Annotated in this window: 13 protein-coding genes; 6 read left to right on the top strand and 7 right to left on the bottom strand. The window is 66.7% G+C overall.

From position 1 onward, the window contains the following. Positions 1-1,464, top strand: a complete 1,464-nt coding sequence (locus JNG39_RS03655; RefSeq protein WP_368309730.1) for a S41 family peptidase — start codon at positions 1-3, stop codon at positions 1,462-1,464. On the opposite strand, the gene bla is transcribed toward JNG39_RS03655, so the two are convergent. Further along, complete coding sequence (gene bla / locus JNG39_RS03650) at positions 1,447-2,454, bottom strand: class A beta-lactamase (RefSeq protein ID WP_368309729.1); 1,008 nt, start codon at positions 2,452-2,454, stop codon at positions 1,447-1,449. The genes JNG39_RS03655 and bla overlap by 18 nt on opposite strands. Positions 2,455-2,616: 162 nt before the next feature. Between bla and JNG39_RS03645 the strand changes: the two genes are divergently transcribed. Then, positions 2,617-4,392, top strand: coding sequence for a thiamine pyrophosphate-requiring protein (locus JNG39_RS03645; RefSeq protein ID WP_368309728.1), 1,776 nt, complete (start codon positions 2,617-2,619; stop codon positions 4,390-4,392). Positions 4,393-4,415: 23 nt separating this feature from the next. Here the strand turns inward: JNG39_RS03645 and JNG39_RS03640 are convergent, their stop codons facing one another. Beyond that, positions 4,416-5,978, bottom strand: a complete 1,563-nt coding sequence (locus JNG39_RS03640) for a PAS domain S-box protein (protein ID WP_368309727.1) — start codon at positions 5,976-5,978, stop codon at positions 4,416-4,418. A 135-nt stretch (positions 5,979-6,113) separates the two neighbouring features. Further along, complete coding sequence (locus JNG39_RS03635; RefSeq protein WP_368309726.1) at positions 6,114-7,010, bottom strand: SDR family oxidoreductase; 897 nt, start codon at positions 7,008-7,010, stop codon at positions 6,114-6,116. Positions 7,011-7,164: 154 nt separating this feature from the next. Here JNG39_RS03635 and xth point away from each other — a divergent pair, with 154 nt between their 5' ends. Beyond that, a complete protein-coding gene (gene xth / locus JNG39_RS03630) occupies positions 7,165-8,013 on the top strand; it encodes an exodeoxyribonuclease III (protein WP_368309725.1) in 849 nt (282 codons plus the stop codon). A gap of 6 nt (positions 8,014-8,019) precedes the next feature. Here the strand turns inward: xth and JNG39_RS03625 are convergent, their stop codons facing one another. After that, on the bottom strand, positions 8,020-8,805 hold the full coding sequence (locus JNG39_RS03625) for a YkgJ family cysteine cluster protein (protein ID WP_368309724.1): 786 nt from the start codon (positions 8,803-8,805) through the stop codon (positions 8,020-8,022). On the opposite strand from JNG39_RS03625, the gene JNG39_RS03620 reads away from it, so the two are divergent. Further along, a complete protein-coding gene (locus tag JNG39_RS03620) occupies positions 8,761-8,949 on the top strand; it encodes a hypothetical protein (protein ID WP_368310829.1) in 189 nt (62 codons plus the stop codon). The two genes, JNG39_RS03625 and JNG39_RS03620, sit on opposite strands and share 45 nt — an antisense overlap. On the opposite strand, the gene JNG39_RS03615 is transcribed toward JNG39_RS03620, so the two are convergent. From JNG39_RS03615 to JNG39_RS03605, 3 genes are all read right to left on the bottom strand, one after another. Then, positions 8,943-10,115, bottom strand: coding sequence for a lactonase family protein (locus JNG39_RS03615; protein WP_368309722.1), 1,173 nt, complete (start codon positions 10,113-10,115; stop codon positions 8,943-8,945). The two genes, JNG39_RS03620 and JNG39_RS03615, sit on opposite strands and share 7 nt — an antisense overlap. Before the next feature lie 97 nt (positions 10,116-10,212). After that, on the bottom strand, positions 10,213-10,539 hold the full coding sequence (locus tag JNG39_RS03610; RefSeq protein WP_368309721.1) for a hypothetical protein: 327 nt from the start codon (positions 10,537-10,539) through the stop codon (positions 10,213-10,215). A 161-nt stretch (positions 10,540-10,700) separates the two neighbouring features. Further along, positions 10,701-12,305 (bottom strand): Na+/H+ antiporter, encoded by a 1,605-nt coding sequence (locus JNG39_RS03605; protein ID WP_368309720.1) that lies wholly within the window; start codon positions 12,303-12,305, stop codon positions 10,701-10,703. A gap of 162 nt (positions 12,306-12,467) precedes the next feature. On the opposite strand from JNG39_RS03605, the gene JNG39_RS03600 reads away from it, so the two are divergent. After that, the gene (locus JNG39_RS03600) at positions 12,468-12,686 is read left to right on the top strand and encodes a hypothetical protein (protein WP_368309719.1); all 219 of its coding nucleotides are present in this window, start codon (positions 12,468-12,470) and stop codon (positions 12,684-12,686) included. Positions 12,687-12,882: 196 nt separating this feature from the next. After that, positions 12,883-14,868 (top strand): CocE/NonD family hydrolase, encoded by a 1,986-nt coding sequence (locus JNG39_RS03595; RefSeq protein WP_368309718.1) that lies wholly within the window; start codon positions 12,883-12,885, stop codon positions 14,866-14,868. Positions 14,869-14,891 lie beyond the last annotated feature (23 nt).

Genomic DNA, 14,891 nt, shown 5'->3' with positions numbered 1-14,891 from the left:
ATGTGCCGCCTGATCGCCGCCCTGCTCTGCCTGTTACCGCTCGCGACGTCGGCCACCACGTCGGTCATCCATTGGAACGACGCGTTGCGCACGGACGCCCAGGCCTTGCACGATGACCTTGCGGCCAATCACCCGGGCACGGTGGACCCGCTCAATCCCGCGTTCGCGGCCAACAACGACAGGCAGCTCGCGCTGGCCCTCGACCGCGCCAAGCGCACGCACGACTTCGCCGGTTACGTTTTCGCGATGCGCATGTACACGGCAAGCTTCGACGATGGCCACCTCGGCATCCTGCTCGCCGACGACGCCAAGCTGCCCCGCCTGCCGGCGAGCTGGCCGGGGTTTCTCACCGCCTTCGACGTCAACGACGTGCAGCACGTGGCGACTCGCGCCGACGATGCGCCCGTGCCTCTGGGTGCCCGCCTGTTGTCGTGCGACGGCGTGCCGGCCAGCCGCCTGGCCGCCACCCATGTGGGGGCGTTGTTCGGCCGTTGGTCGCTGCATTCGCAGCGGGTCTGGCGCGGCGGCCGCCTGTTCGTGGACGAGGGCAATCCGTGGATCCCGCGGCCGTCGCGATGCGACTTCGAGACCGGCGGCCACACCGTCACGGTGACGCTGGCATGGCGCCCCCTCGACGCCGCGGAGCTGGGCCGTCGTCTCGACGACGCCTACCGTCGTCGACACGACCCCATCGGTTTGCGCTCCTTCCCGGACGGCACCGTCTGGATCACCCTCAGCGACTTCGACGGCACCCCCGGCGGTCCCGCGGCGAAGGCACTCGAGCCATTGATCGCCCGCCTCGATGCCGAGCGCGCGCGCATCGTCGCCGCTCCACGCATCGTGCTGGATCTACGCGGCAACAACGGTGGTTCGTCCGACTGGAGCCGCCAGATCGCCGAGGCGATCTGGGGCAAAAAGGCCGTAGCGGCGACGGACAAGCCGGTCGTGGTGGATTGGCGGGCATCTACCGCCAACATGGCCTTCATGCAGGGTTCCATCGACGAGATCGAGCAGACGCCGGGAGCCTCCAGGAACATGGTCGGGTGGTATCGGCAGATCGTCGACGGCATGAGAGAGGCGATGAGGGAGGGCAAGCCGTATTGGCGCTCGCCTCCCGATGCCGACGCCGACGCTTCCTATCCCGACGTACCCGCGCCGAGGGCACGCATCTACATGGTCACCGACAGCGGATGCGCCTCCGCATGCCTCGATGCGGCAGACGTATGGCTCGCCCTGGGTGCGATCCACGTCGGTCAGGAAACATCCGCCGACACGCTCTACATGGACATCCGGCAGACACCCCTGCCCAGCGGCCTGACCCGACTCGGTGCCGCGATGAAGGTGTATCGAGGGCGGACGCGAGGCAACAACGTGCCGCTGGTGCCCGCCCGACCCTACGGCGGCGACCTTACCGACACCACCGCCCTGGAGCACTGGATCGCGACGTTACCTCCCGGCAGGTGACGCCGCCTCCACGACGGCCTTGCCCAGCTTCGCGAAAAGCGCGTCCCTGGCCGGCTTATCCGCCTTCGACGCGGTGAGGAAGGCGGCTACGACGACGGTGTGGCCGTTGGGCCACGTGACGATGCCGATGTCGTTATAGGCCGCCGTTTCGCCCTCCAGCGAGTACGACGTGCCGCATTTGTCGGCGAATCGTACATTGGCCGGGAGGCCCGCACGCATGCGGTTGGGCGTCGTCTGGCGATACATGAGGTCGAGAAGACGCTTCGTCGACTCGCTGGACAGCAGTTCGCCCGCCCAGAGCTTTTCCAGGAAGACCGCTGCCGCGTCGGGCGTGGTGCGATTGCGTGGGTCTTTCAGGTAGGCCGCGTAACCTCGCTTGAGCCGCGACGTTTCGGCGTCTTCGGACTCGTCGCGGGGAATGGACCCGCCGCTCACCGTGTCGGCGAAGATTCTGTTGACCTCCCCTTCGCTCAGGTCGATGCGCATGCCGTCCACGTGGTGCGCGTGCAGGTAAGTCATCACGTTCCGCGGACCGCCGAGCCGCCTCAGCAGGGCGTCCACGGCCGTGTTGTCGCTGTCGGCCACGGCGGCTTCGAGCAGTTGCCCGACGGTGAAACGCATGCGGTCACCGACGAACCGGGCGCCGATGGACGGCACGGCCGAACCGCCCACTACCTCGTCGCGTGTGATCGTGACTTTCTCGTCCAGGGACATGTGCCCCGCATCCACCTGCGCGAGTACGGCCGCGGCGACCGGCGCCTTGAAGACGCTCATCATGGGGTACGCCCGATCGGCATTGACGCGCGTGCGCGCGTGCGTGTCCAGGTCCACCACCGTGATACCCAGCACGCCTGGCTTCGCCTCGGCGGCAAGGCGTTCGAGCGTCTCGTGCAAGGGCGCCTGGGGCGCCTCGGCAGCGAGGGTGTGGGTCGTCGCCAGCATGCCGGCGATCAGGACGGCGACCGCGCGGGGCCGGACGAAAGCAACCATGTGATGTCCTCGCAATGAGAGGGCCGCATGTTAGCGCATGGGCGTGTGCGCGGAGACGAGGCGCCGCGCAGGCCACCTGCGCGCCGCCTTTGCCCAACATTCACGGGTGCAACATCCCTGCCCGGTCACCATGGCGATCGACCTTTGCCGCGGAGCCCCATGATGAGCAAGACAGTCGGTGACTTCCTTCTCGACCAATTGACCGAATGGCACGTCGAGCGCATCTACGGCTATCCGGGGGACGGCATCAACGGCATCATGGGTGCGATGGGCCGCGCCTCGGACCGGTTCGACTACATTCGCGTGCGGCACGAGGAAATGGCCGCCTTCATGGCGGCGGGCCATGCGAAGTTCACCGGGGAGGTGGGCGTCTGCCTCGCCACGTCCGGACCGGGCGCGATCCACCTGTTGAACGGCCTGTACGACGCGCGCATGGACCACGTGCCGGTCGTGGCGATCGTCGGCCAGCAGGCGCGCTCGTCCCTCGGCAGCGATTACCAGCAGGAAGTCGACCTGCAGGCACTGTTCAAGGACGTGTGCGCCTACGTCGAGACCGTCGTCACGCCGGAACAGATGCGCCACGTGGTGAACCGGGCGTTCCGCATCGCCAAGGCGGAGCGTGCGGTCTGTTGCATCATCGTGCCGAACGACCTCCAGCAGATGCCCGCCGTGCCGCATCCGCCACGCGCGCACGGAAACGTGTACTCCAGCGCGAGCGAAGCCGTCGTGCGTCCTTCGCCCTCGGACGAGGCATTGCGTCGCGCCGCCGACATCCTCAACGCGGGCAAGCGACCGGCCATCCTGGTCGGTGCGGGGGCGCTGGGCGCCGGCGCCGAGGTGGCCGCCGTCGCCGAAAAACTCCAATGCGGCGTCGCGAAGGCCTTGCTCGGCAAGGCGGTGCTGCCCGACGCGCTGCCGTATGTCACCGGGTCCATCGGCCTGCTCGGCACGAAACCGAGCTGGTCGATGATGGATCACTGCGACACGCTGCTCATGGTGGGAACCACCTTCCCTTACTCCGAATTCCTGCCTGAAGACGGCCAGGCGCGCGCCGTGCAGATCGACCTGTCGCCACGCAACGTGTCGATACGCTATCCCACCGAGGTCAACCTCATCGGCGACAGTGCCGAGGTATTGCGTCGGCTCCTGCCCCTGCTCGAACGGAAAACCGACACCGGCTGGCGCGAGCGCATCGAGGTGAACGTGCGCAAATGGTGGCGGTCGCTGGAGTTGAAGGCGATGGAACCGGCGTCGCCGATCAATCCCCAACGCGTGTTCTGGGAACTGTCGTCCGCCCTTCCCGACCGGGCCATCATCGCCGGAGACAGCGGTTCGCACACGAACTGGTTCGCCCGCGACATGAAGATTCGCGAGGGCATGATGGCGTCGGTCTCCGGCAAGCTCGCCACGATGGGCAACGCGGTGCCCTACGCCATCGCGGCGAAAATGGCCCATCCGGACAGGCCCGTGCTCGCCATCGTCGGCGACGGCGCGATGCAGATGAACGGCAACGCCGAACTGGTGACCGTCAAGCAGTACTGCAAGCGCTGGTCCGATCCCAACTTCGTGGTGATGGTGCTGGTCAATCGCGACCTCAACCAGGTGACCTGGGAGCAGCGCGCGCTGGCCGGCGATCCGAAGTTCGCACCGGCGCAGGACGTGGAGGATTTTCCCTATGCGGAATACGCGCGCCTGCTCGGCTTCAAGGGCATCCACGTCGAACGTCCGGACGACATCCTCGACGCGTGGCGCGAAGCGTTCGCCACGCCCGGGCCCGTGGTGATCGAATTCGTAACCGACCCGGACGTGCCTCCGCTACCGCCGCACATCACCCTCGAACAGGCAAAGGCGTTCATGCGTTCGCTGACGAAGGATCCCGACGCCGCGCGAATGATTCGGCAAGCGTGGCGCGAGGTTCGCTCGGGTTTCGGCGCCTGACGGATCGCCGGGCCACCGCGGTCTCAACCGGCCGCGGTGGCCTGCTCCAGCACCTCGGACAGACGTGCACGGTCGAACGGCTTGCCGAGCCGGTGGAGGTTGGGGAAGTCCTTCAGCGATATCTCGGCGTAGCCCGTCGCCAGGACGATCGGCAGGTCCGGTCGAAGCTTTTTCGCGTCCCTTGCCAACTCCACGCCGCTCTTGCCGGGCATGGCGTAGTCCGTCATGAGCACGTCGTACGATGCGCCACCCTCGAGCAGGGTCAACGCTTCCCCCGCCGACGACACCGCCGTGACGTCGTGGCCGAGGTCCTCCAGAAGGGCTTCGAGCGTCGTCAGCACCAGCGCATCGTCATCCACGGTCAACACGCGAAGCCGGGACGCGCCAGGGCGCTTCGCCGGTTCGGGCAGGGCCGCATCCACGATGCGCTCCATGTCTTCCGCGGCCGGTAGCCATAGATCGGCCCGTGTGCCGGTGCCCGGTTTGCTTTCCAGCAAGAGCCGCCCATGCGATTGCGCGGCAAGCCCGTGCACCATGGACAGGCCCAGGCCCGTGCCCTTGCCCACGCCTTTGGTGGTGAAGAAGGGGTCCGTGGAGCGGGCCAGCGTGTCGACGTCCATGCCTTGGCCCTGGTCGATGACCGACAAGCGCACGTAGCGTCCGGCATCCCGTTCCGGCGCGTCGACGTGCGGCGGTTCCATCATGTCGGCCTCGATGACGATGCGTCCTCCCTGCTCGGCATACGCATCGCGCGCGTTCACCACCAGGTTCAGCAAGGCCAGCTCAAGCTGGTGCGGATCCACCAGCGCATCGCAGAGCTGCGGGGCAAACCGCGTGGCGATCTCGAAGCGCTCGCCGACCGTCCGCTCCAGCAGCCTCGACATGCCCCGCACGAGTTCGGCGACGCTCACCGCGCGCGGCTCCAGTTCCTGGCGTCGCGCGAACGCGAGCATGCGCTGCGTCAGGCTCGCCCCGCGCTCCACGCCGGCCAAGGCGGTGCCGTAGATACTGCGCGTCCTTTCGTCGGTGGGAAGGCGCGGTCCCAATAGATCGAGCGCGCTCTGGATGGCCATGAGCAGGTTGTTGAAATCGTGGGCCATGCCGCCGGTGAGCTGGCCGATGGCTTCCATCTTCTGGGACTGGAAAAGCGCCATGCGCGCTTCTTCGAGGTCGCGCTCGGCGGCACGTTGCTCGGTCACGTCACGCGTCACCTTGGCAAACCCCACGAGTCGTCCCTGGTCGTCCCGGATGCGGTCGATGATGACGTGCGCCCAGAAACGCGTGCCGTCCTTGCGCACACGCCAGCCTTCGGCTTCGACGCGGCCCTCGGAAGCCGCCCTCGCCAGGTTGCGCTCGGGCTCGCCCGCTGCCTGGTCGTCGGGTGTGTAGAACGTGCGGTAGTGCGACCCGATGATATCGCGGGGCGCATACCCCTTGATCCGCTGCGCGCCCGAATTCCAGCTCACCACGTGGCCGTTGGGGTCGAGCATGTAGATGGCATAGTCCGCTACGCCATCGACCAGCAGTCGAAACTGGGTTTCGCTTTCCGAGAGCGTCGCCGACGCGTGTGGCTCCGTGTCCGTCATCTTCCCGTTGCCTTGCCAGTCCCGCCAGCGGCGGGGGTGTATCGGTGGCGGGCCACCCGGCCCGCCACCAGCGGGCGAGATTATGAACGAAAAAGTCAAGGTTTCGTGGAAAGCGCATGACGGAACGGGACGGGGTCACGGCAGGGGGTTTCCTCCGGTCACTCCATAGATCTCGCCCGTGACGAAGCTCGACTCCTTCGACGCCAGCAACACGTAGAGGGGCGCGCATTCCACCGGCTGCCCGGGACGCTTCATTGGAACGCTCGCGCCGAAGTCCCTCACCTTTTCCATCGGCTGGCCGCCGGAGGGCTGCAGGGCGGTCCAGACGGGGCCGGGAGCAACCGCGTTCACGCGGATCCCCTTCTCGGCCACCTGCTTGGCCAGCGACTTGGTGAACGCCACGATGGCGGCTTTCGTGGAGGCGTAATCCAGAAGGATGTCCGACGGCTGGTAGGCCTGGATGGACGCGGTGTTGACGATGGTCGACCCGGCCGGCATCCGTTCCAGGGCGGCCTTGCAGAGCCAGAACAGACCATACACGTTGGCTTTGAAGGTCTCGTCGAACTGGGCCGTGGAGAGGTTCTCGATGCTTTCCTGATGCGTCTGCCGTCCGGCGACGTTGACCAGGATGTCCAGGCCACCGAGCGCTTCGTACGCGTCGTTCACCAACGACCGGCAGAACGCCTCGTCCTTGAGGTCGCCCGCGATCGACCGTACGGTGGCGCCCTCGCCTCCCAGCAACGTCACCACCTCGTCGGCATCCTTCTGCTCAGCGGGCAGATGGGTGATGACCACCGAGGCACCTTCCCGCGCGAAAGCGATGGCGACGGCACGGCCGATGCCGCTGTCGCCGCCGGTGACGAGCGCCTTGCGTCCGACCAGCCGCCCGTGTCCACGGTAGCTGGATTCGCCGTGATCGGCCGGGGGATCGAGCTTGGCCACCGTGCCGGGCGCGGATTGCTTGGGCGTGTCGAACGGCGGCCCGGGGTACTGCTTGGTGGGGTCGACGAGAACGGGCGATGCGTTCGCCATGACGGGCTCCTCTCGGGGTGGGGAAGTCCTACTCTGGAGGTTGGGCCCGTGATCCCCCGTGACGAAAAACGACGCGGGCGTACACGAAATCGCCAGCGACGTGAACGTTTGCGCCATCACTTGGCCTGCACTCGCCCGACGCGACATTCGCGCCATGAGGATCGCCACTTTCAACGTCAACGGCATCGCGGCGCGTCTGCCGCACCTGCTGGAGTGGCTGGAGCGGGAAGCACCCGACGTGGCCTGCCTGCAGGAATTGAAAGCGACCGACATCGGGTTCCCCGCGCAGGCGATCCGGGAGGTGGGTTACGGCGCCCTCTGGGCCGGGCAGCCCTCCTGGAACGGCGTCGCCATCCTGTCGCGTGGCGCGGATCCCGAAGCCATCCGCCGTGGCCTGCCGGGCGATCCCAAGGACACGCAAAGCCGCTACATCGAGGCACGGACGCACGGCGTGCGCGTCGGCTGCCTTTACCTGCCCAACGGCAATCCCTGGCCGGGTCCACGTTTCGACTACAAACTGAAGTGGTTCGCCCGCCTGCTTCGCCATGCGAAGAAGCTGCAGGCCAGCGGAGAGCCCGTCGTAATTGCCGGCGACTTCAATGTGGTGCCGACGGACGCGGACATCTACGATCCGAAGCACTGGCGGCGCGACGCGTTGCTCCAGCCGGAAAGCCGCGATGCCTACGCGAAACTCCTTGCGCAGGGATGGATCGACGCATTGCGCGCGATCTATCCCGACGAGACGATCTTCACCTTCTGGGACTACTTCCGCCAGCACTGGCCCCGCGACCGCGGCCTGCGCATCGACCACCTGCTGCTCTCGCCGGATCTCGCCCCACGCCTGAAGGCCGCCGGCGTCGACCGCTGGGTACGCGACCTGCCCAAGGCCAGCGACCATGCGCCGACGTGGATCGAACTCGGAAACCCCAGCGAAAAGCGAGCGACCACCCGCAAGGCGGCGGCGAAGCGGACACCCCGGAAGAAACCGCCCGAACGCGACTGAGCGGCCTTACGGCGACGGCGACGCATCGCCATGGAAAAAGCCCATGTAGCGCAAGCCACCGGCGTCACCGTCAGGAGCCGACGCCGCGTCCGTGCCCGCGGAACGCAACATGCCCAGCGTAGCCGCCCGGTTGGACAGCACTTGCCAGGAATGGAAGGGTTCTTCCTCGCTCGCCCCCGGATCGATGGCATCTTCCAGGGCCGCCAGCAGGCGTTCGCGTGGCGGCGACAGGATGACGATGCCTTCGTTGGAAAGACCGGCGACGGCATGCCCGAGTCGCTCGCATACCCGCGCCTTGGTCGCCGCGTCGATACGATCCGCTTCACGGGCGGCCGCGATCGCGTCCACCGTTTCCGGGTCGGTCCATCGGGCCTCGTCGCGGAGCACCTCCGCGCTTTGCCACGCCTCGGGCGGGCACAGCTTGCCGGCGGGCTCGAGTTCGACGAAGGGATTCAGTTCGGCCGGATAGATGCGGCACACGCGCGGCCGGCGGTCATAGATGCCGCAACGCATGTCCGCCAGCAGGTTCGGGCAGGCACCGTCGAACGAGGCCATCAGCACGACGATCACCCGCACGGGCAGGCTTCCGCTTCGCGCGGCGAACGAACGCCGACGCTTATGCTGCGCAGGCAGATTGTCTTCGGGCAACTCCTCGGGCCAAGGGATCGCTTCGCTGAATAACTGCACCTCGCCGCCATCGCGTAGCCAGGTGATGGCTTCCCGCACACTCAGCGGCAGGCGAAGGCCATGGCAGCAGCGGCCACATTGGGTACAGGAAAAATGGACGGTCATCGGGGCACGTTCGGTGGGCGGATATCCGCCTATTCGGCCACCGGAACCGAAAAGTTACAAATGGCCGGGCTCTCGACGCATCGCCGCATCGCCGCATCGCCGCCCGGCCCGCCCGGGCGGCTGCGTCGCCATGTCTTTTATTGAGCCGCGAGGCCCTGGGTGCCCGTGCCGGCGCCGAAGACCTGCGTTTCTCCCAACGGAACGAGCTGACCGTCGGCATGCACCTGAAACGCTTTGACCGTACCCGTACCCGGCGCGTTCACGTACAACGATTTGCCGTCGCGCGAGAACTTGATGTCGGTCGTGGCGTGACCGGCGCCGAGGTCCGCCGCGGCGCCATCGATCAAGGTGAGCCTTCCCGCGCCGTCCACGCGATAGCTGCTGAGCGTGTTCGTTCCCGCCGAGGCCGTATAAACGAGGTGGCCGTTCGCATCCAGCCAGCACGTAGCCTTTTGCCCGTCCGCCACGGGCGGCGAAATGGCCGTGAGGTCGCCCCGAGGACCGATGGAAAACGACGAAACCGCATTGAGGGCACCATCGGAGAGCAGCAGGTGGTTCTGCGCGTCGAAGGTGAATCCGAAGGCCGCGGCATCGTCGGTGGGCGTGATGGCCGGATCCTTCGCGAGGTTGCCCGACCGGTCGACGCCGAAGGTTTCCACGTAGCCGCGGTCGCGCGAATCCTTTACCGACACCGCTAGCCAACGGCCGGTACGGTCGAACTGCAACTGGCTCGCCGTGTTGCCGACGTTGGGCTGGCCGTTGACCAGGGGCTCGTCGGTGCCGATGACCCGCGATCCGCCGGGCACCTTCGAGAGGTTGCCGAACAGGCCGATGCGGAAGGCCGTGACGTTGGCCTGCTCGGCGCTATTGAGTACGAAGAGGCGATCGCCGCGCTGCGCGATGCTCACCGGATAGGTACCGCCCGAGTCGGTCACGTCCACCAGTTCGAGGTAATCGCCCAGGACGAGAAACGTGGATACCTGGTGGCTGCCCGCATTCACCGCGAACAGGAGATGGCCGTCGTCGCTGAGCAGCAACGCGTTCTGCGAACCGAGCGGATCGGGCGGCGGTGCGGTGGTGCCGACGCCGACACCCTTGCCGCCCGTGCGATAGGTGCCGACCTTGTCCAGGCCACCGGAACGGTTGCGGCGCAGTACGGCCACGGCGTTTCCGTCGATGCCGTTGGACATGACGTAGACATGTTGCTGCCCGAGCCCGAAGAGATCGGGCTGGATCACCTGGGCACCCGCAACACTGGACACCGACAGCGCCGCCAGCGTGGCGACCGCAAGAACGTGCTTCTTTTGCATGGGATATCTCCGGCGTAAGCCCCCCGGGACAGGAGGCACACCGTCGATTCGCCGTTTCGGCCGTCCCGGTTACAACGGGCCCGGACGGTGTGTCGAATCAGTGATCCGGTTCACCATCGTCGGTGCCGAGGCTACCGACGATGGCGCGATGCATCGCGTGGCTCACGTCTTCGATGAGCAGCGCCGCGGCGAGAATCTGGCCGCGCGGTGCCGACGATTCGCGCCAGGGCGCGAGCGTATCCACCAGGCGCGTGGCGACCGCATGCAATTCGTCCAGGCCCATGTCCCTGGCGGTGAGGCAGATGAGATGGCAACGAAACCCTGCCTCGTCGAAATCCGCACCGCGAAACGCCTCGATGAGGGCGCTCGTGTCGTCGTGCAGCCGTTCCAGTTGCCGATGCGAGACGTCGACCGGTGTCGTCATGGTCACCGTCGTTTCCCTGTTGCCTGACCAACCTGGAGCTTGACGGTCTTCGTGGCCGGATTATGCCGACCGGTGCACATTTGCACGATCTGCCCCATCCGTGATCGTGGAGCCGACGTGAATAGGCGACGCCCCGGGACGCCCGCCGTGATGGCGAGTCCTCAGGCCTGGGGTGCCTCGCGATCGTTCATCGCCTCGATTTCCTGGAGGTCGAGATCGCGTTCGATGTAATGCAGGAGATCGTCATGGATCTTCCCCGCACGATGCAATCGCAACATCTCCGCACGCCCCGCGGCGACGGCGGCAAGGATGACGTCGTAGTGCTCCTGTCGTCCCCGGGCATCGGTATCCGGCGGTGAAGACGCCACGCGCTCGGTGACGCTGAGCCGATAGGTGTATTGCTCGAGCAGGCGCGGATGGACGAGCGCGCCCTGCGCGTCATAGGCCACGGCCCGGACGGCGTCCAGTTGCGCCTTGTCGATCAGCGCCGAGGCCTGGCCTTCGTTGAGGTAGTGGGTCGGCTCGTGCGCGGCACGGTCCAGGCCCAGCCAGCGGATCACGGGCGCCATGGTGCCCCCCTGGATCACGACGGTGACCAGGATCACGACGAAGGACGCGGCGAGGGTGAGATCGCGCCCCGGCATCGATTCGGGCAGCGAGAGCGCGATGGCCAGCGTGACCACGCCGCGCATGCCCGCCCAGCTGAGCAGGAACGACGCACGGGGCGACGGCGGCGACGGCTTCCGCCCCACGAGGCGTGCGAGCGGGATGCGCAGGTAATCGGTGGCATAGACCCAGACGAACCGCGAGAGGATCACCGCGCCCAACACCGCGAGGATCGGCAGGCCCAGCGCGTGGACGGCGGCGTCGAGGCCGCCCAGGCGTTCCACGACGCCACGCAGGGAGAAGCCGATGAGGATGAAGACCAGCGCCTCGAGCAGGAAGATCATCACCTTCCAGAACGACGTGCCGCGCAGGCGCACGTGTGCCGAGAACACGTCGTGCTGGTACCAGCCGAAAATGATGCCCGCGGTGACCGTGGAGATGACGCCGGAGACGTGCAACGCCTCGCCGCCGATGTAGGCCGCCCATGGGGTCAAGCAGGAGGCGATGATCGCCAGGAACACGTGTTCGACGATACGGCGAAGCGTGAACACCACGACGAAACCGATCACCACGCCCACCGCGACCCCGCCCAGCGCCAGCCCGAAGAAGCTGAACACGGCATCCTGCATGCTGAAGGCGCCGGTGAGCGTCGCGGCGACGGCGAAGCGGAACAGCACCAGGCCGGTCGCATCGTTGAGCAGGCTCTCCCCTTCCAGCAGCACGTTGAGCCGCCTGGGCAGGCGCACCTTGCCCAGCACGGCCTTGGCCGCCACCGCGTCGGGGGGCGAAACGACGGCGCCGAGGGCGAAACAGGCGCCCCAAGGCAGCGACGGAAGCACCGCATGGACCACGGCGCCCACCGCGAAGGTGGTAAAGATCACGGCGCCGACGGCCAGCCACAGGATGCCGCCGAGATAGCGACGGAAGTCGGACCAGACCGTGTAGTAGGCACCGTCCTGCAGCAGCGGCGGCAGGAACAGGATGAGCACGAGCTCCGGATCGAAGGTGACCGGCGGAATGCCCGGGATGAAGGCGATGCCGATGCCGCCGGCCAGCAACGCGGCCGCCGTGGGCAGGCGCAACCGCCGCGCGATCAGCTCCAGCGCGACCAGCGCCACGAGCAGGATGAGGACAAACTTGAAGGTTTCGGTGGACGACATGGCTATCCCTGGACGCAGTGCGCTGCAAGCATAACGGCCACGGCCCGCCACCGGTGTCCAGCGCATGGAACGCGGCGGACAGGCGGGCCGAGGTCGATCGCCCTGGCGGTTCAGGCACGCCGTATACGCCGTACGAACATGGGGTCGGGCTAGTCTGCGCCCATGAGCCAACGTGACGACCTCGAACGCATGCTGGGACGCCTCGACGCCGAGGTGGAGAGCGACCTGCGCGACAATCCGGATCCCGATGCGTTCTGGCCCGCTTTCGCCCAGAAGTCCAACGCCGTGCTCGAAGCCGCGGGGCCGGAGCATTTCGACTGGGTGAGCTCGGAGGTCTCGGCGATCCTGCATCGCCATGGTGTATCCGCACCGGAGGCCTGAGCGCCGGGGCACACCGGTTCGCCGATGCGATCGGCTCCCACCCCTTCGGTAGAGGCCCTCCTACCGGAGGCGTGGGAGCCGATCGCATCGGCGAATCCCGCGGAGCGCGGCCGCTCACCCTGCCACAAGTCACGATTTACCTGCCCTGACGGGTTTGCCAGACTCGAAAGATCGTCCCGTCAAAGGCCACCAGCCCATGCGTCGTGCCCCTCTCTCCTTCCGCACCGTGTCTTCGGTGGCCTTGGGAGGCGTCTGCCTCGCCCTCGCTGCGGGGCCCGTCGCCGCGCAGGACACCCTCACGCGTGAGCAGAAGCAGCTGATCGACAAGCGCGAGTCCATCGAGAAGCAATTGCAGGACATCGCGGTGGTCGATCGCAAGGTGATGGTGAAGATGCGCGACGGCAAGCGCATGGCCGCGGACATCTACCGGCCGAAGAACGCGACCGGCAAGGTGCCGACGATCTTCGTGCGCACCCCGTACAACTTCAACTTCTGGGACGTGAAGCTCGGCGCGCCGCGCGACATGACCCATGAACTCGATGCCGTCAAACGCGGCTACGCCTTCGTCGAGATGAACGAGCGCGGCCATTATTTCTCCGAGGGCAACTACGAAATCCTCGGCGCGCCGTTGTCCGACGGCGTGGACGCCGTCCGCTGGATCACCTCTCAGCCCTGGTCGAGCGGCAAGGTGGGCACGACCGGCTGCTCGTCGACGGCGGAATGGCAGATGGCCGTGGTCGCGCAGGACGAACCGGGCCTGGCCACGTTCAACGTGCAGGGCTTCGGTGCCGGCGTGGGCCGTGTGGGTCCCTATTACGAGCAGGGCAACTGGTATCGCGGCGGCGCGGTGCAGATGCTCTTCATCGACTGGCTCTACAAGGAACAGAACCAGGTACGGCCGCAGTTCCCGGCGAACACGTCGCAGGCCGACCTCATCCGCGCGTCGAAGATGTTCGACCTGGATTCCGCACCGCCGCGCGCCGACTGGGATACCGCCTTCTGGGTGCTGCCCGAGAAGGACATCATGAAGTCGGTGGACGGCCCCAAGGGCATCTTCGCCGACGCGATGGACGTGCCCACCGGCGGCAACATGATCGCGCGCACGCCGAACAGCCCCGCCTGGTACAAGGGCGGCCTGTGGCACGACAACATGAAAATCGCCAAGCCCGGCCTGTGGTTCATGAGCTGGTTCGACGTTTCCGTGTCGCCCAACCTCGCCGCCTACAACCATGTGCGCGCCACCGCGCCGAAGGCGGTGGCCGACCAGCAATACGCGGTGATCGCGCCGGTGCTGCACTGCGCTTACGCGCGCGCCACCGAGCACACGATGATCGGCGACCTCGACGTGGGCGATGCGCGCTACGACTACGACAGCCTCGTGTTCGGCTGGTTCGACAAGTGGCTCAAGGGCGTGGACAGTCCCGTCGTCGACAAGCAGGCTAAGGTCATGTATTACGTGATGGGCGAAAACAAGTGGCACAACGCCGCTACCTGGCCGCCGGCCGGCGCCGTCACGCGCGACCTCTACTTCACCAGCGGCGGCAAGGCCAATACGCTCTATGGCGACGGCAAGCTGTCGACCGACGCACCGACCGGCCCGGACCAGCCCGATCGCTTCGTCTACGACCCGATGAATCCCGTCACCACGTTGGGCGGCGGCGGTTGCTGCCAGGGTACGGCGGTCAAATTCGGCTCGTTCGACCAGAACGCCCAGCTCGCCCGCAACGACATCCTCGTGTACGACTCGGAGGCCTTCAAGGAAGGCACGGAAGTCAGCGGACCGATCACCGTGACGCTGTACGTTTCCTCGGATGCGAAGGATACCGACTTCACCTTCAAGGTGATGGACGTCATGCCCGACGGCAAGTCGTTCAACATCACCGAGAACATCCAGCGCATGCGTTACCGCGAAGGCTACGACAAGCCGCCCGTGTGGATGAAGGACGGCGAGGTGTACAAGGTGACGTTCCAGCCGATCGACACCAGCTACTTCTTCAAGCCGGGGCACATGCTGCGCGTGGCGATCGCCAGCAGCAACTTCCCGCGTTTCGACCGCAACCTCAACACCGGCGGCAACAACTACGACGAAACCAAGGGCGTAATCGCGCACAACGCGGTACACCACGACGCGGCGCATCCGTCGAAGATCACCTATACCGTGGTACCGCGCGGATCGAACTGATGCCGAAAACGCGTAGGCGTGCC

Source organism: Luteibacter sp. CQ10 (genome assembly GCF_040900725.1).
Taxonomy (GTDB): Bacteria; Pseudomonadota; Gammaproteobacteria; order Xanthomonadales; family Rhodanobacteraceae; genus Luteibacter.
This window is presented reverse-complemented; position numbering and strand designations above follow the sequence as displayed.